General features: G+C 64.8%; 14 protein-coding genes. 7 read left to right on the forward strand and 7 right to left on the reverse strand.

The features are described 5' to 3' along the window. Positions 1–23: 23 nt before the first annotated feature. Together ACJJV6_RS05430 and ACJJV6_RS05435 are read right to left on the reverse strand one after the other, a co-directional pair. Positions 24–1,607: a sugar ABC transporter ATP-binding protein gene (locus tag ACJJV6_RS05430; RefSeq protein WP_354175632.1), complete on the reverse strand. Its 1,584-nt coding sequence runs from the start codon at positions 1,605–1,607 to the stop codon at positions 24–26. A gap of 59 nt (positions 1,608–1,666) precedes the next feature. Next, complete coding sequence (locus tag ACJJV6_RS05435; protein ID WP_407710098.1) at positions 1,667–2,758, reverse strand: sugar ABC transporter substrate-binding protein; 1,092 nt, start codon at positions 2,756–2,758, stop codon at positions 1,667–1,669. Positions 2,759–3,336: 578 nt separating this feature from the next. On the opposite strand from ACJJV6_RS05435, the gene ACJJV6_RS05440 reads away from it, so the two are divergent. Next, positions 3,337–4,728 (forward strand): MFS transporter, encoded by a 1,392-nt coding sequence (locus tag ACJJV6_RS05440; RefSeq protein ID WP_407710099.1) that lies wholly within the window; start codon positions 3,337–3,339, stop codon positions 4,726–4,728. Positions 4,729–4,798: 70 nt separating this feature from the next. Here ACJJV6_RS05440 and ACJJV6_RS05445 read toward each other — a convergent pair whose 3' ends face one another. From ACJJV6_RS05445 to ACJJV6_RS05465, 5 genes are read right to left on the reverse strand one after another with little or no spacing between them, the layout of a single operon-like run. After that, positions 4,799–5,782 (reverse strand): D-2-hydroxyacid dehydrogenase, encoded by a 984-nt coding sequence (locus ACJJV6_RS05445; protein ID WP_009356749.1) that lies wholly within the window; start codon positions 5,780–5,782, stop codon positions 4,799–4,801. Then, on the reverse strand, positions 5,779–6,900 hold the full coding sequence (locus ACJJV6_RS05450; protein ID WP_009356748.1) for a tartrate dehydrogenase: 1,122 nt from the start codon (positions 6,898–6,900) through the stop codon (positions 5,779–5,781). Before ACJJV6_RS05450 ends, ACJJV6_RS05445 begins: the two co-directional genes overlap by 4 nt. Further along, complete coding sequence (locus ACJJV6_RS05455; RefSeq protein ID WP_354175639.1) at positions 6,897–8,447, reverse strand: aldehyde dehydrogenase family protein; 1,551 nt, start codon at positions 8,445–8,447, stop codon at positions 6,897–6,899. The genes ACJJV6_RS05450 and ACJJV6_RS05455 overlap by 4 nt, the downstream gene beginning before the upstream one ends. Before the next feature lie 36 nt (positions 8,448–8,483). Beyond that, positions 8,484–9,761, reverse strand: a complete 1,278-nt coding sequence (locus ACJJV6_RS05460) for an FAD-binding oxidoreductase (RefSeq protein WP_009356747.1) — start codon at positions 9,759–9,761, stop codon at positions 8,484–8,486. Between the two features lie 28 nt (positions 9,762–9,789). Further along, a complete protein-coding gene (locus ACJJV6_RS05465) occupies positions 9,790–10,464 on the reverse strand; it encodes a haloacid dehalogenase type II (RefSeq protein ID WP_009356746.1) in 675 nt (224 codons plus the stop codon). Positions 10,465–10,879: 415 nt separating this feature from the next. Here ACJJV6_RS05465 and ACJJV6_RS05470 point away from each other — a divergent pair, with 415 nt between their 5' ends. From ACJJV6_RS05470 to ACJJV6_RS05495, 6 genes are all read left to right on the forward strand, one after another. Further along, positions 10,880–11,809 carry an ABC transporter substrate-binding protein gene (locus ACJJV6_RS05470; protein ID WP_009356745.1) on the forward strand — a complete coding sequence of 310 codons (930 nt, stop codon included), beginning with the start codon at positions 10,880–10,882 and terminating at the stop codon, positions 11,807–11,809. Between the two features lie 47 nt (positions 11,810–11,856). After that, the gene (locus tag ACJJV6_RS05475) at positions 11,857–12,753 is read left to right on the forward strand and encodes an amino acid ABC transporter permease (protein ID WP_009356744.1); all 897 of its coding nucleotides are present in this window, start codon (positions 11,857–11,859) and stop codon (positions 12,751–12,753) included. Continuing rightward, positions 12,750–13,517 carry an amino acid ABC transporter ATP-binding protein gene (locus ACJJV6_RS05480; protein ID WP_009356743.1) on the forward strand — a complete coding sequence of 256 codons (768 nt, stop codon included), beginning with the start codon at positions 12,750–12,752 and terminating at the stop codon, positions 13,515–13,517. The genes ACJJV6_RS05475 and ACJJV6_RS05480 overlap by 4 nt, the downstream gene beginning before the upstream one ends. A 3-nt stretch (positions 13,518–13,520) precedes the next feature. Further along, complete coding sequence (solA, locus tag ACJJV6_RS05485; RefSeq protein ID WP_009356742.1) at positions 13,521–14,651, forward strand: N-methyl-L-tryptophan oxidase; 1,131 nt, start codon at positions 13,521–13,523, stop codon at positions 14,649–14,651. An 80-nt stretch (positions 14,652–14,731) separates the two neighbouring features. Further along, complete coding sequence (locus tag ACJJV6_RS05490; RefSeq protein WP_009356741.1) at positions 14,732–15,985, forward strand: aspartate aminotransferase family protein; 1,254 nt, start codon at positions 14,732–14,734, stop codon at positions 15,983–15,985. A gap of 26 nt (positions 15,986–16,011) precedes the next feature. After that, on the forward strand, positions 16,012–17,466 hold the full coding sequence (locus ACJJV6_RS05495; protein ID WP_354175643.1) for an NAD-dependent succinate-semialdehyde dehydrogenase: 1,455 nt from the start codon (positions 16,012–16,014) through the stop codon (positions 17,464–17,466). Positions 17,467–17,482: the final 16 nt, after the last annotated feature.

Below are 17,482 nucleotides of genomic sequence, written 5' to 3' on the forward strand. Positions count from 1 at the left end.
ATAGAAACTGTTTGACGGGGCCGTCAGGCGAAGCGCTCAAGGATGGCGTTGCCGGACGGGTCGATCTCGTCATGGTCGAGTTCGGCGACGACCTGGCCGCGCGCCATCACGAGGACGCGGTCGCACATCATCGCCTCCGTGATCTCTGAGCTCGCGACGACGACGGTTCCTCCGGCCTGCGCGAACTCGCGGATGAGCTCGTACATGTCTTCCTTCGCCCCAACGTCCACGCCACGGGTTGGTTCGTCGCACACGAGGATGCGTGACTGGCGGACAAGCCAACGGGCCAGGATGGCTTTCTGCTGGGTTCCCCCGCTCAGTGTCTTGAGGGGCTGATGCACTCCGGATACCTTCATGCCGAGCCGGGCCACCATATCCCCGGCCACAGCACGTTCCCGCCGTGACTGGATCACGCTCAGCCGGCTGAATTGGGGCAGGCTGGCCAGCGTGATGTTGCCGGCGACGCCCATGTCCGGGATGAAGCCCGCTGCCTTGCGGTCCTGCGGCAGCAGTCCGATCCCGCGGTGGATCGCGTCACGGGGGGCGCGGAAGTCCACCGCTTTTCCATCGACGCGGATTTCACCGGAAGTCCGCCTCCGCGCACCCGCGATCAGGCCAGCCAGCTCTGACTGGCCGCTGCCGATGAGCCCCGAGATGCCGAGTACCTCGCCTTCACGCAGCTCGAACGACACCTTGTCCACGTACCCCTGCTCGGAGAGGTCGCGGGCGGAGAGGATGATGCTCTCCTTTGCTCCGGCGCCGAGGCTGGGCGAGCGTTCCCCACGGAGGGCAGCTTCAGCAATGGACCCTTCAAGGCTCTTCCCGACCATTGCCGTGACGACGTCGGCGGGCCTGGAGTTTGCTGTCTTCAGATCCGCGGCGTTTACGCCATCGCGCAGCACTGTCACGGCGTCGCAGAGCGAAAACAGCTCGTCCATGCGGTGCGAAATGTATAACAGCGTCACGCCTTGTTCGGACAGAGAGCGGAGGACGGTGAACAGCCGCTCAACATCGGGCAGGGGCAACGTGGAGGTGGGTTCATCCAGGAGCAGGACCCGTGCGTCCTTGTGCAGGGCCTTGGCCAACTCCACGGCTTGTTGTTCCGCTGTGGAGTAGCTTGCTACGGGGCGGCGGACATCGAGATCGAACCCTACCCGGTCGAGCGCGGTCCGGGCTTCGGCCTGCATACGCTGCCAGTCGACCGAGGCCCCCGCTCTCCTGGGCAACTGGCCGAGGAAGATGTTCTCGGCTACCGAGAGGGACGGCACGAGCGAGAGTTCCTGGTAGATGGTGTGGATCCCGGCGCGCTGTGCGTCCATGGGGTCACGGAAACGCTGAAGCTCGCCGCCGAGGCGGATGGTCCCGCCGTCCGGGGATTCCGCTCCGGAGAGGATTTTTACGAGCGTCGACTTGCCGGCGCCGTTCTGCCCGGCAAGTGCGTGAATGGATCCGCGGGAGACGCTGAAGCTGACTCCCTTAAGCGCCTGGACGCCAGGATAGGACTTGGTGACGCTGTCGAGCTGCAGCTCCGGAGCGCCGTCGTGGTTGTCTCGCACTGCCTCCGCCGCTGCGGAGGAAGGCGAGACCGGGTTATGGGCGAGCATCATGCTCCTTATATAGGGCTCTGGGTGGAACGGCCGGCCACGGGCAGGGCCGGCCAGGGAGCTCAGTTTTTTGCGCGGACGTAGGTGTCCGTTGGGACGTAGTACTCCGGCGCCTCGGCGGGCGTGATCACCGTCGTCTCGATGTAGTTCGTCTTGTCCGGGCACTGGGCCTGATCGCCGTTGTAGGCGGCAAGTGCCATCCGCACTGCGGCGGCTCCCTGGTCCCACGGCTGGTTGGACGCATCAGCCTGCAGCGGACCCTTCGGGTCGTCCACCATTTCCTTGATTGCCCCCATGCCGCCGTCGTAGCTGGCCATGATGATCCCGTCACCCCAGAGTCCGGCCTGCTGCAGGCCCTGGACAATGCCGCCATGCATGACGTCGCTCATGCTGTAGATAACCTTGAGGTCCGGGTTGGCGGTGGCCACATCCCGGATCGGGGCGAGCGCCTTATCGGGCTTCCATTCCCCGTACTTCGTATCGAGCTTTACGGTGGTGACTCCCGGGTGTTTGTCCATAACGCGGTTCCACCCCGCCATGAAACCGTTGAAGCGGAGGTCACTCAGAACGTCTCCCGGGAAGCCGCCGATTCCGACGAGCTTGATCTCGCCCTGGACACCAAACTTCTCGAGCGCCTTCTGCGCTGCGGTTTCGCCGGCGAGTGAGCCGGTGTGCTCCTGGTCCTCAGCGACGTAGCAGAACATGTCCGGGACCAATGACTTGTCCAGGCTTGAGTTGACGGTGACGACGGGAATGCCCGCATCCTTCAGCGCCTGGACCGAGGGCCCGACGCCAAGTGGGTCGTTCGGGTTCATGACCACGACGTCCACGCCCTTTGTGATGAGAGTCTGCACATCCGCGTTCTGCCGGACGGTATCACCATTGGCGTCGAGCAACTCGAGGCGCGCCCCGATCTTGCCCGCTTCGGCCTGACCGCCCTCAACGAGGGTCTTCCACCAGTCGCTGCCGCTGATGCCGCGCTGGCTCCAGCCGATGACAAGCCCTTTTCCGCTTGCCTTCTCCTCCGCGTTGTCAGCGGCGGCGCCGCCCTTGCATCCAGCCAGCCCAAACATGGCGACCGTCAGCACGGACGCGCACAGAGTTGCTTTGCCAAGTCTGTTGTTTCGGCGGATTCCAGTTGTAGTTCTCTGCATGAACAACACTTCCTTGTGTTCGAGGTCGCCCCACCTCCGGGGCCATGTGAGCTACCTTCAGGCTGAGTTAGCGCACTATCAAGGGGTTTGCGAAAGTTGCCCGAGAGCCCCAGGTAGCGGACCAGCCCGTATAAAAACAAGGAAAATAAAGCAATAGCCGGGCTCCTCATGACCAGCAGCGGTGGCGTGCAGAACTGATTTATCGCTAACTCATCGAGAGCTTTTCGCGCAACCGGCGGCCTGGGATGGACCAAGTGCGGTGGAGAATGGACGCGATCGGACCTTGACGAGGACCTGCCCATAAAGCCTTTAGCTGCGCCAAGTGTGGCTGCCTTTGCCATGTTGGCCCAGTTTTAGTGCACCCTCGCCCGCGAGTTGGGCCGCAGGTCAAGCCCCGGCCGCAAAAGCTGGACCAGTGTGGTGCACGTCCCGCATTGACGTAACCACCGTCACCTCCTAAACTGGATGAAACGATTCAAGGGAAAGGGCTTTCCCGAGCCTCTGCAGGACGACCAAGGTCATAGACCGTGCGGAACCGAGGTTCCGGCTCCTTGCCAATGACGACGAAGGATCACCACATGAGCACCACCCCCGGGGCAGTGTCCCCAGCCCCTGAAGCCAGCGCCGGCAAGAGGGACCCCAAGAAAGCCGCGATGAGCGGCTGGATCGGCAGCGCGCTTGAGTACTACGACTTTGCGCTGTACTCGCTGGCCGCGACGCTCATCTTCCCCACCATCTTCTTCCCGGCCGAGAACAAGACTGTCGGCATCATCGCCTCCCTGGCCACGTACGCCGTCGGCTATGTCTCCCGTCCCGTCGGCGCAGTGGTCCTGGGCGCCTACGGTGACCGGCACGGCCGCAAGCAGGTACTTGTCTTTGCAATGCTCCTCATGGGCTTCGCAACCTTCACCGTCGGCCTCCTGCCCACCTACGGACAGGTGGGCCTCCTGGCCCCGGTTCTCCTGGTGCTCCTCCGCCTCATCCAGGGCTTCGCCGTCGCGGGCGAGCTGGGCGGCGCCAGCGCCATGGTCGTTGAGCACTCCCCCGACGCCAGGCGCGGCTTCTTCGCCAGCTTCACTCTCCAGGGCACCCAGGTGGGCTCCATCCTGGCCACTGCCGTCCTGCTGCCGCTCGCGGCGCTGCTCCCGGCCGACCAGTTCAGCGCCTGGGGCTGGCGCGTCCCGTTCCTGCTCAGCGCCGTCGTGATCCTGGCCGGCTACATCATCCGCCGCCGTGTGCAGGAGCCCCCCGCCTACGCGGCCAAGGGAACCACCGAGGCCAAGCAGCGTTTCCCGCTCGTTGAGCTCCTCCGCACCCGCCCGGGCGCGGTGGTCCGGTGCATCCTCATGACCTTCACCAACGTCATCGGCATGGCCACCCTGGTCTTCGGCGTCTCCTACGCGACGCAGGAGGGCTACGGCAACGGCTTTTCCAGCAGCGAGTTTCTCTGGGTGACCCTCGTTGCCAACATTGCGGCTGTCGCCACCATCCCGCTGTTTGGTGCATTGTCCGACAGGATCGGCCGGCGCACGCTCATGGCAACGGGCGGCATCGTCGGCGGCCTGCTGGTACCCGGATACCTGTGGGCGATCGAGCAGGGCAGCCTGCCGCTGGTGTTCGCCTGCGTCGTGATCGTGCAGGGCATCTTCTTCCAGATGTGGAACGCCACCTTCGCCACGTTCTTCCAGGAGCAGTTCCCCATGCGGATCCGCGTCACCGGATTCGCCGTATCCCAGAACATCGGGCTGATGCTCGCGTCCTTCTTCCCGAGCATCTTCACCGCGATCGCCCCTCCCGGCTCCGCCAACATCCCGCTCACCATCGGCCTCACCACGCTGGGCATCTGCCTCGTCTCCACGGCGGCCACGCTTCTGTCCCCCGACACCCGCGGCAAGTCGCTGGATGACCTCGAAGCCCGCAAAGCCGAGAAGCCGGTCCGGCAGGACGAACTGGCGGGCGCGGCACGCTGATTAGAAGAAAAAACAGGGCGGCCGGCTGGTGAAAACCAGCCGGCCGTCCTGCTTTTTGTGGGAGCTTCTGTCAGGAAGCCGCGACGAACCCCAACTGCTTGTCCACCACGTTCTGCAGCGGTTCGCCCTGGCAGTACCGCCTCAGGTTCTCCACGAACAGCGCCCCGAGATCATCGAGGTAATCCTCCGTGTCCCCGCTCATGTGGGGCGTGATGATCACGTTCTCCAGGGCCCAGAGCGGGTGCCCCGCAGGCAGGGGTTCGGGATGGACAACATCCAGCGCGGCGCCGGCAATTGATCCTGCCGCCAGCGCATCCACCAGCGCATCCGTCTCCACCAGTTCGCCCCGGCCCACATTGATCAGGTGGGCGCTGGGCTTCATGGCCGCCAGGGCTTCCGCACCGACGAGTCCCCTGGTCTGCCCGGTCAGCGGTGCGGCAAGGACAACGTAGTCAAAAATAGGGACAATTCGGGCCAGCTCCTGCGAAGAGTGGATCTCGTCGAAATCCGTGTCGCCGGGCCGGCTGCTGCGGCCCGCACCGCTGACCTGCATGCCGACGGCGCGGAACAGCGAGGCGATTTCGCGCCCGATGGACCCCGTCCCCACCACCAGGGCACGCTGGCCCTGGATCTTCCGGCTGGTCCGGTGCTCCCACCGCTGCTCCTGCTGCCGCCGGAAGGACCCCTGCGAATCCTTGGCCAGGTCCAGCACAAATCCAAGCGCAAACTCCGCGATCGCCCGGCTCAGCACGCCGCGGGAGTTGGTGTACTGGATCCTGCTGCGCACCAGTTCGTCGAACATCAGCTGGCTCACCCCCGCGGCGGACACATGGACCCACCGCAGCGTTGACGCGGCACCCCAGTTCTCCCGCAGCGCCGGGGAAAACGAGTGCCACTGGTACAGCACATCGGCGCCGTCCATCGCCCCGGCCAGGGCGTCGGCCTTGGCCAGGCGGACCTCGGCCAGCGCCTCGATCTCAGCCAGCCGCGGCGGCAGGGCTTCCCGATACAGCACTGCTACAACGGGCTTTGCGCCCCCGGCCGCCACGGTCATGAGGACGACGCCGGTGCTGCCGCCGGCCCGTCCGTTACCCGTGCATCGATCGCGTCCAGTGCGTGGTAGACGTCGATGGCGGCAAGGACGGCGGCCGTGAACTCCGCGGTGGAGGACGGGCCTCCCACGTCCCGGGTGCCCAGTCCCTCGCGGAGCGCCGACTCGAAGGCCAGCTGGAGGTGTTCGGCAGCCTCCGGATGGCCCAGATGCTGGAGCATCATGGCACCGGACCAGATCTGGCCCACGGGGTTCGCCAGTCCCTTGCCCGCGATGTCCGGCGCCGAGCCGTGGACCGGTTCGAAGAGGGACGGGAAGTCGCCATCCGGATTCAGGTTGGCGCTCGGGGCCAGGCCGATGGACCCGGTGACCGAGCTGCCCAGGTCCGAGAGGATGTCGCCCAGCAGGTTGGAGGCAACGATGACGTCCAGGGTCCACGGTTTAAGCACCAGGTGGGCGGCCAGCGCATCCACCAGCTCGCTGACCAGGGTCACGTCGGGGTAGAGGCGGACAGTTACCTCCACCACTTCGTCCCAGAACGGCATGGTGTGGATGATGCCGTTGCTCTTGGTTGCCGAAGTCAGCAGGCCGCGGCGGGAGGAGGCGAGCGCCGCCGCGAAATGGGCTGCCCGGGACACGCCCTGGCGGGTAAAGATCGTTTCCTGCACCGCGGTCTCGTGCGGCTGGCCGCGGTAGGCGCGGCCGCCCACCTCGGAATACTCGCCCTCGTTGTTTTCCCGGACGATGAGGATGTCGATAGGTTCCTTGGACGCCAGCGGCGACCTGACGCCGTCGAGCGTTTTAACCGGGCGGAGGTTGATGTACTGCTGGAACTCCCGGCGGATGGGGATCAGCAACCCCCACAGCGACTCGGTGTCCGGCACCTCCGGGGAGCCGACGGCACCCAGGAAGATCGCGTCATGCCGGGCCAACTGTTCCAGGCCGTCAACCGGCATCATCCGGCCGTGCCGGAGATAATAGTCGGATCCCCAGTCGAAGTACGTGAACTCCAGGTCCAGGGAATGCAGTTCCGCGATCCGTTCCAGGCACTCGATGGCAGCCGGGACAACCTCCTTGCCGATGCCGTCGCCGGCGATCACCGCAATGCTGTGTGCTGTCATGATGAAGCGCTCCATTCCGGGGTGGCCGCCGGGCGCTGCCGCTGCATGGGTGCCCCCGCGATGTTGATAATGGTGTTCTTGGGTTCGGTCATTTCCCGCACGGCGTGCCGGACGCCTTCCCGGCCCACACCGGATTTCTTGAAGCCGCCGAACGGCATAGAATCGATCCGCACGTCACTCGTTTCATTAATGACTACCGAGCCCACGTGCAGTTTCTCTGCTATCTGCAGGGCCAGATCGATCGACCGGGTGAAGACGCCGGCCTGCAGCCCGTACTCGGTGGCGTTCGCGGCAAAGACCGCGTCCTGCACCTCGATAAACGGCAGGATGGACACCACCGGACCGAACACTTCGTCCCGGATCACCCGGCACGCGGACGGCACGTCGGCGAGCACCGTCGGTTGGTAGTAGGCGCCGCGCCGCTGCCCGCCTGCATGGACAGTGGCGCCGGCCGCCTTGGCTTCCTCCACCCATTCCTCGACCCGCCGTGCCTCTGCCTCGGAAATGAGGGGCCCCACGTCCGTGCCGCGGTCCAGCTTGGGACCGGTCTTCAGTTCCCTGGTGCGCGCGGTGACAAGCTCCAGCACGGAATCGAACAGCGACGTGTGCACGTACACCCGCTGCACTGACAGGCAGTTCTGGCCCGCCACCCCGAAGGCACCGGCCACAATCGCCTCGGCCGCAGCCTCAGCGTCCGCGTCCGCGCATACGATCGTGGCATTGTTTCCGCCCAGCTCCGAGAGGATCTTCTTCCCGCCCGCTGCCGCGGCGATCCGCTCCGCCGTCGCGGGGCCGCCGGTAAAGGAAATCAGGTCCACACGGGGATCGGTCACCAGCGCCTCGGAGACGCCGGGACCGGACACGATGGCCGCGATCCGCCCTGACGGGACACCCGCCTCCAGCAGCAGCTTCACCAGGGCAAGGCCAGTGAGCGGTGTCCGCCGCGATGGTTTAAGGACGACGCCGTTGCCCCCGATCAGGGCAGGGCCCAGCTTGTGTGCCACCAGGTTCAGCGGATCGTTGAAGGGCGTGATGGCCGCGACAATGCCCACGGGTTTCCGGCTGTACCAGCCGATCTTGCCCGCACCGGCCATGCTGTCCTCGAACCCCAGGGTCTCCCCCAGCAGCTCCCCGGAGGCGGCGGCGGAGAGCCGCAGGGTTTCGGCGCAGCGGCGCACCTCACGCTCGGCTTCGCCGATGGTCTTGCTGCTCTCCGCCGCGATGATGTTGGCGAACCGCTCCGCCTGCTCCCCCAGAAGCACCACAGCCTTCTCCAGCGCCTCCCGCCGGTCGCGCAGGGGCCAGTCCTCCCACTGGAGCTGGCGGTGGATATGGGCGATGGCGCGCTCCACGTCCTGCGACGTGGAGCTGCACACCCGCCCCAGCAGGACGCCGTCCTCGGGATCCCGGACCTCCAGGGTCATGTCGGCGCTGTGCCACTTTCCCTCGAAAAAAGCACCACCCGGAAGGTTGGCAAACTGGGTGCGCTTGAAGGCAGTTTCCTCGGTGTTTTTTGGGCGCGCTTCAGCGACCGGTGTTGTTGGCATGGGAACCCTTTAGGTTGGCGGGCTGGGAGGTTTGGTTTATTTGACCCGGTCGATGACCTTGGCGGCGGCGCCGATGAACGGCAGGAACCACGGCGGGCCGAAGTGGCCCGGCACGGGCGGGTTCTTCAGGTCCGCCCAGACGTTGGCGGACTTGTCTCCGCCCATGTAGTGCGCCATCCGCTTGCCCATGTGCGCGGCCATCTGAACCCCGTGGCCGCTGTAGTTGAGCGAGTAGAAGAGCCCGTCGTGCTCGCCGGCGTGGACCATCTGGTCCATGGACAGGTCCACCAGGCCGCCCCAGATGTAGTCCACCTTGGCGTTGGAGAGGTAGGGGAACAGGTCAAGCATGGCCTTGCGCAGGATCTCCGCGCTCTTAACGTCCGAGTCGGGGCTGGAGAGGGCAAAGCGGGCGCGGCCGCCGAACAGGAGCCGGTTGTCCGGAGTGATGCGGAAGTAGTACGTGAGCATCTTGCTGTCCGAGGCCATCCGCCGGTTCGGCAGGATGCGGTTGACCACGTCTTCGGCCAGCGGCTCCGTGCAGATGATGAAGCTGCCCACCGGGATGACGCGGCGCTGCATCCACGGGGTGATGTTGCCCGTGTATCCGCTGGTGGCCACCAGGACCTGCTTGGCCCGGGTGATCCCGCGGGTGGTGTGCACGTCGTGCACCGTGCCGTTGATGCGCTTGAGCTCGGTCACGCCCGCGTCCTCGCAGACCACCGCGCCGGTACCGACGGCCGCCCCGGCCAGACCGTGGGAGAACTTGCCCACGTGCAGGCCCGCACCGAGCGGGTCCATCATGGCGCCCTTGTAGAAATCGGTGCCGATCTCGGAGTGGATCTCGGACTTCGGAATCACCTCGACGTGGTGGTCCACGAGCTTGGCTAGGAGCTCCTGGGACTTCCGGAAACCGTCGTTGTGCGACTCGTGAAAGGCCAGGGAGAGCTTACCGAACCGCTGGAAGTCGCAGTCGATCGCGTGGTCGTGGACGGTCTTCTCGATGGTCTCGATGGCGTCGTTGTACTCGCGGAAGTACTCGACCGCGCGTGCCTCGCCGTAGCGTTTGACCGCGGTGCTGAAACCGATGGCAAGGCCCGTAGTGGCCATTCCCCCGTTACGGCCGGAGGCGCCCCACCCCACGGTGTGGCGTTCGAAGACGGCAACGCTCGCGCCCTGCTTGGCGAATTCCAGGGCAGCGGACAGGCCGGTGAAGCCGGCTCCGATGATGGCGACATCAACGTCTTCGGGAACCGGTGTACGCCGGTAGTCTCCGGAAGCTTCGGCGGTGTCCAGCCAGTAAGGAATGAGTTTCACGGAAGTGGCCTTTCGTCTCGTCGTCGGCTTAGAGACCGAGGTGCTTGTTCAGTTCGTCCAGGGACTTGACGGTGAAGACGTCATAGCCCGTGGTGACGGGGTCGTAGCCGCGGTCCAGCACCACGAGGTTGCGGAAGCCCAGGTCGTGCATCGGGTGGATGTCGTACCGGGTGTGCGAGGAGACGTGCAGGAAGTCCTCCGGCTTGGCGTTCAGGGTGTCCAGCATGTACTCGAAGGCCTGGTAGCGCGGCTTGTAGGCCTGGGCCTGCTCGGCGGTGTAGACGGCGTGGAAATCGGCGCCGAGCTTCGGGATGCTGATGTCCAGGAAGCTGGTGTCGGCGTTGGACAGGGCCACCAGCTTGTAGTTGTCGCCCATGAGCTTCAGCGGAGCCGGCACGTCCTCGTGCGCAACCCAGCCGCGTACAGCCTCGGCGAACTCCGCTCCGGCACCGGGGGTTGGTCCGATGCCCCAGCGCTTGCACACCCGGTCAAAGGAATCCTGCAGGATCTGCTCGTAGGGCTTGTAGTTTCCAAGGACCTCATCGAACCGGTACCCGCGGAACTGCTTCTTGAAGGTGGGCCACTGCTCTTCGGAGATGCGGCCGTCGAGCAGGCGGCGGGTGGTGGGATCGATGTCGAAGTTGATAAGCGTGCCATAGACATCAAACGAGATGTACTTCGGCCGGAAGTTGGTCTCTGCCATGTTCTGTTCCGTTCTTGATCAGGAGGTTGGGGCGGGCATCCCTTGGGAGCAGTGAAGTTGGGGACGTTCATGCGGCAGGGAAGTACTGGCGCAAGCCGGAAGATCTCCTGCCCGATACGTCGACTGTAGGCCGCCAAATTGTAAATTGTCAACAACTTTTCGCGTCTGCAGACTCGCCGCCCAAACTCGCCCGTTCCCAAAAATTTGTTGCTGTGAATTGTTGACAATCTACTCTTGAAGCGGTTGCATTGCTTTAGAGGCCGAAGAGACACGGATCACAAACACGGCCTGACCCGAACTGAAGACGCCGCTCCACGCGTTCCCTTTGCTCCCTTGCACAAGGCGCCAATTCACATTCCACATCCCGTGGCGACACCGCAGTCCCCCGGCTCGAATCCTCAAAGGAAGACATCCCATGAAGACCATTAACAAACTGCAGACCGCGGCCGTAGGGCTCGCCGCTGTACTGGCCCTGAGCGCCTGTGGTGGTGCGGCCGGAGTCAGTTCCACAAGCGAAGAGACGAAGTCGCTGACCAACAACACCACCGACATCTCGGAAGGCGTCCAGCCTGATGCGGACGCCGTCGCCTTGCTGCCGCAGTCCTACAAGGACAAGGGTGAGCTTACGGTGGCGATGGACCTGCACTACCCGCCCACCACCTTCCTCGCCGAGGACAACCAGACCCCTATCGGGCTGAACCCGGACGTGGCCCGGCTTGTTGCGAAGAAGCTGGATTTGGACCTGAAGTTCGTGGACACGAAGTTCGACACGATCGTCCCGGGCCTGGACGGCGGCCGTTTTGACTTCACTGCCACCACGATGTCCAAGACAGAGGAACGGCTGAAGGTCCTGGACATGATTGATTACTTCAAGGCCGGCAACTCGGTGGCCGTAGCGGCCGGGAACCCGCTGAACCTCACGATGGAGACCCTGTGCGGGAAGAACATCGCCGTGACCCAGGGGTCCACGGGCCAGCTTAAGCGCCTGCCGGCCCTGAGCGAGCAGACCTGCACGTCCAAGGGACAGCCGGAGATCAACGCCGTGACGCTGCCCAACGTCCAGGAGGCCCTGACCCAGCTGCACTCCAAGCGGATCGACGGCGTCCTGTATGACACCACGTCCCTGGGATGGGCGCAGAAGCAGCAGCCGGACTCCTTCACCCTCCTGGGCAGGGTCAACGTTGGCTCGAGCGACGTGACCGCGATTGGCGTAAAGAAGGGCTCACCGTTGACCCCGGCGCTGCAGAAGGCCATCCAGTCAGTTTTGGAGACCCCGGAGTACAAGGAGTCCCTCGAAACCTGGGGACTGGAGTCCGGCGCCATCACCGACGCCAAGTTGAACTAGCGGGGCGCCCCATGGCCACAGTTATCACAAAAGGAAGTGAAACAACGATGGGCAGCATCGATGCAGCGCTGAAGCCCCGGCTTCGGCTTCGGACCCGGGCCGAGTACGCCGGATGGATCTTCAGCATCCTCGCCGGTATCGGAATCCTCACCTCCGTCCTGACCAACCCCAACTTCAAGTGGCACGTCGTCGGCAAGTACTTCTTCGCCGAGTCGATCCTCCGCGGGCTCATGCTGACGATCTTCCTCACGGTTGCGAGCATGGCCCTGGGCACGCTCCTCGGGTTGGCCCTGGCGGTCATGCGTTCCTCGCATGTGAAGCCGGTTTCCATCGCTGCCGGGCTCTACATCACGCTGTTCCGGGGCACCCCGGTCCTGGTGCAACTGATTTTCTGGTTCAACATTTCCGCCCTGTATCCGGACCTGAGGATCGGCATCCCGTTCACGGACATCGGGATGGCCGTCGACACGAACGCGATCATGGGCCCGATCACCGCGGCCCTCGTGGGCCTGACGCTCAACGAGGCCGCCTACATGGCCGAGATCATCCGCGGCGGGTTCTCCTCTGTCGGGAAAGGACAGATCGAAGCCGCGGACTCCCTCGGCATGAGCGCCGGCACCAGGATGCGCAAGGTCATCATCCCGCAGGCCATGCCCTCCATCATCCCGGCCACCGGCAACCAGGTCATCGGCATGTTCAAGGGAACGTCCCTCGTCAGCGTGCTGGGTGTCGCCGAACTGCTCCAAAGCGCGCAGCTCATCTACGCCCGCACCTACGAAACCATCCCGCTGCTGATCGTCGCCAGCCTCTGGTACCTGGTCATGACCCTGCTACTGAGCTACCCGCAGTCCAAGCTCGAACAGAAATATTCGCGCGCGACCTCCAGGCTTCCCCGCAAAGCCAAACCGGTCGTGCTCACTGATCCGGAAGGTGCGGCCCGATGAGCCACGACGGCACGATCGTTGCCCAGAAAATCCGTAAGTCCTTTGGACCCAAAACAGTCCTCAAGGACATCAACCTCGAGATCGCCAGCGGTGAAATCTGCTGCATTATCGGGCCTTCCGGCTCGGGCAAGTCCACCATCCTGCGCTGCATCAACGGCCTGGAAACCGTCGACTCCGGAGTCCTGAAAGTCAACGGCGAAGACTTCGGCTACTACGAAACCGCTACCGCCTACCACGCCCTGCCGCCCAAGAAACTCGCAGAGCAGCGCACCCGGGTTGGCATGGTCTTCCAGTCCTTCAACCTCTTCCCGAACATGACCGCGCACGAGAACGTCATGTCCGGCCCCGTCCTGGTCAAGCACGCCGACAAGAAGCAGTCAGCCAAACGGGCGCATGAACTCCTCGCCAGCGTCGGCCTGGCCGGCTTCGGGGACTATTACCCCGCCCAGCTCTCCGGCGGCCAGCAACAGCGCGTCGCTATCGCCCGGTCCCTGGCCATGGACCCCGAGATCATGCTCTTCGACGAACCCACCTCCGCCCTGGATCCGGAAAAGGTGGGCGAAGTCCTCGCCGTCATGAAGGACCTCGCCAAGAAGGGCATGACCATGGTGGTGGTCACCCACGAAATGGGTTTCGCCCGCGAAGTGGCGGACTCCCTGGTCTTCATGGACGACGGCTACATCATCGAACGCGGTGACGCCCGCGAAGTCCTCTCCAACCCCCAGGAACCCCGTACCCGATCCTTCCTCGAAAAGGTCCTTTAAGCCATGGACGGAAAACTCGCCGTCATCGGCCTTGGCAGCATCGGATCCATGGCCCTGTGGCAGGCCTCCCGACTGACCGACGCCGTCGTCGGATTTGAAGCACACTCACCCGCCCACGGCCGCAGCGCCGTGGGCGGGGACACCCGCCTCTTCCGCATGCTCTACCGCGGCAACCCCAACTACTACCCCATCCTGGAACGGTCACGGCAGCTCTGGGCCGAACTCGAAGCAGAAACCGGCCAGGACATCCTCACCCGCTGCGGCGGGCTGTCCATCGGCACCAAGGACGGGCCCTACCTCACCGCACTGCTTGAAACCACCCGGACCAACGGGGCCGAGCACGTCATCCTCAGCCGCGAGGACATGGCCGCACGCTATCCCCAGCACAACCTCCGCCCGGACGACATCGCCGTCTACGACCCCCACGCCGGCGCCCTGCGGACCGACCGCGCCGTCACGGCCGCCATCGAAGCCGCCCAGGCCAACGGCGCAACGATCCATACCGACACCCCCATCGACAGCATCACCGAAACCACCGACGGCGTTATCATCGCCTCGGGCGAAAAGACCTGGACCTACGAGAACGTCATCATCGCCTCCGGGGGCTGGTCCCGACGCCTCATGCCGGACTACCTGAAAACGGCCACGGAAACCCGACGGAACTACCTGACCTGGTTCGTTGCCCGGGACGCGGCCCAGTTCTCACCCGAGAAGTTCCCCATTTTCATCCGCATCTCCGGAAACCGCTCCATGTACGGCGCACCCGCGGTGGACGGAGTCACCGTCAAAGCCACGCTGGACGGCCGCAGCTCGCCCACACCCCAGGCCGACTCAGTACCCAGGGAACTCACCGCCGCGGAAATCACCGAGACCATGGAAACCGTCACGGAGTTCTTCCCCGGCCTGTTCCCCAACATCGTCCGCTCCGACGCGTTCCCCGACCTCTACACCATGGACGGACACCCCCTGCTGGGCAGGCTGGCCGACCGCAGCAGGATTTACTGCGCCACCGGATTCTCCGGCGCCGGCTTCAAGAACGCCACCGGCTTCGGCGAGATCGCCGCGCACGAAGCCCTTGGAAAACGCACCTTCGATGGCTTGGACTTCGTCCGGCCGGAACGTTTCGCCCAGTAGCGCAGCAGGAAAGAACTTGCGGCCCGACCCACCATCCGTTTATTGTTGACAATCTACAGTTATCAAGAAAGTACCAACCCATGGCAACCCTCAGCCCCATCCTGAAGCAGGCGACGCCTGTCATCGTCGACCACGCGTCCGGCAGCTGGATCCACGCCACCGACGGTAAGAAGTATCTCGACTTCACTACCGGTATCGGCGTCACCAGCACAGGCCACTGCCACCCTGATGTCGTGGCCGCGGCCCGCGAGCAGGTGGGCAAGATTGTGCACGCCCAGTACACCACCGTGATGCACCAGCCGCTGCTGGAACTCACGGAACTGCTGGGTGGCGTCCTGCCCCAGGGGCTGGACAGCGTCTTTTATGCCACGTCCGGATCCGAAGCCGTGGAAGCCTCCGTCAGGCTGGCCCGCATGGCAACCGGCCGGCCGAACATCATATCCTTCCAGGGCGGTTTCCACGGACGGACTGTTGCCGCAGCCTCCCTGACCACGGCCGGATCAAAGTTCCGGTCCGGATTCTCGCCGCTGATGAGCGGCGTGCACGTGGCGCCCTTCCCGCACTGGTACCGCTACGGCTGGGACGAGGCAACGGCGGTGGAGTTCGCCCTGAAGGAACTCGACCACCTGCTCCTCACCGCCAGCCACCCGGCCGATACCGCTGCCTTCATCATCGAGCCCGTCCTTGGCGACGGCGGCTACATCCCCACGCCCGTCGGGTTCCTCCAGGGCCTCCGCGAGCGCGCCGACCGGCACGGCATCGTGCTCATCCTCGACGAGGTCCAGGCCGGCGTCGGGCGCACCGGCAAGTTCTGGGGCCACGACTGGGCAGGCATCCTGCCGGACGTCGTCATCACGGCCAAGGGCCTCGCGAGCGGATTCCCCATCTCGGCAATTGCCGCCTCCGCGGAACTGATGGGCAAGGCATGGCCCGGTTCCCAAGGCGGGACGTACGGCGGGAATGCCGTGGCAGCCGCGGCCGGCGTCGCCACCCTCGGCGTCATCCGGCGCGAGAACCTGGTGGAAAATGCGCTGCTTCGCGGGGACGAACTGCGCGCCGGGCTCGACAAGCTGCAGTCCGAGTTCTCCGGCATCGGCAACGTCCGCGGCCGTGGCCTGATGCAGGGCGTCGAGTTCACCGCCGACGGCAACACCCCGGACCCCGCCACCGCGCTGGCCGTCCAGCAGGCGGCCATCAAGGAAGAACTCCTCCTCCTGACCTGCGGCCCGCACGGCAACGTCATCCGCCTCATCCCGGCCCTCAATGTCACCAGCGACGAAATCCAGGCCGGCCTGGCCAGGTTCACCCAGGCCCTCAAGACAGCCACCTCCTAGTCCGCCTTGATCACTGAAAGATCATCATGAACACATCCTTTGATCCCAACAGCCTTCACACCAACCTGTTCATCGACGGCACCTGGCAGCAGGCCGCGGACGGCGACACCTTCGCGGTGGAAAACCCCGCCACCAACGAAGTCATTGCCCAGGTGGCCGACGGCGGGCCCGATGACGCCGCGCGGGCCATCGAGGCAGCCGGCCGTGCCCAGGCGGCCTGGGGCAGGTCAACCCCGCGCCAGCGTGCGGACATCCTCCGCCGCGCCTTCGAAATGGTCATCGCCAACACCGAACGGCTCGCCGCCATCATGACCGCGGAAATGGGGAAGCCGCTGGCCGAAGCCCGGGGCGAGGTGGCCTACGGGGCCGAAATGCTCCGCTGGTTCTCGGAAGAAGCTGTGCGCATCGGCGGCGACAGCACCGTGTCAGTGGACGGAACCACACGCATCCAGATCACCAAGGAGCCGGTGGGCCCCTCGGTGCTGGTCACCCCGTGGAACTTCCCCCTGGCCATGGGCGCCCGGAAGATAGCACCGGCCATCGCGGCAGGCTGCACCATGGTCTTCAAGCCGGCCGAGCTGACGCCGCTCACATCGCTGGCCCTGGTGGCCATCTTCAAAGAGGCCGGACTTCCCGACGGCGTCCTCAACGTGGTCACCACGTCCTCGGCTTCCAGTGTGGTGCGGACCTGGACGGACAGTGGCATTGCCCGGAAGATCAGCTTCACCGGCTCCACCGAGGTGGGCAAGGTCCTCCTCCGGCAGGCCGCCGACAATGTCATGCGGTCCTCCATGGAACTGGGCGGCAACGCACCCTTCATCGTCCTGGCCGACGCTGATATCGAAAAGGCCGTGGATGGTGCCATGAAGGCGAAGATGCGGAACATGGGCGAAGCCTGCACCGCCGCCAACCGCTTCTACGTCCACCGGTCCGTCGTGGAGGAGTTCGGCGAGAAGTTCGCCAAGAAGATGTCAGAATTGCAGGTGGGCAACGGTGCCGTGGCGGGCACCGACGTCGGACCATTGATCGAACAGAAGGGGCTCGACAAGGTTGAAAGCCTCGTCGCCGATGCAACAGCAAAGGGGGCCCGGCTGCTGACCGGCGGAACCCGGCCGGAGGGTCCCGGATACTTCTTCACACCGACGGTCCTGACGGACGTCCCCCGGGACGCGGCCCTGATGAGCACGGAGATCTTCGGGCCGGTCGCAGCCATCACTCCCTTTGACAGCGAGGACGAGGTCCTCCGACTGGCCAATGACACGGAATGGGGCCTGGTGGGCTACGTCTTTACCGAGAGCCTGGAAAAGGCCACGCGCTTCTCAACCGAACTCGAGGTCGGAATGGTGGGAATCAACACCGGCATCGTCTCCAACCCCACCGCACCCTTCGGTGGCATCAAGCAATCAGGCTTGGGCCGCGAGGGCGGGAAAGTGGGAATCGATGAATTCCTCGAGTACAAGTACACAGCAATAGCGTTCTAATAAACTGCAATCTGCC

The sequence above is a fragment of the Arthrobacter nitrophenolicus genome, assembly GCF_045833485.1.
GTDB lineage: Bacteria > Actinomycetota > Actinomycetes > Actinomycetales > Micrococcaceae > Arthrobacter > Arthrobacter nitrophenolicus.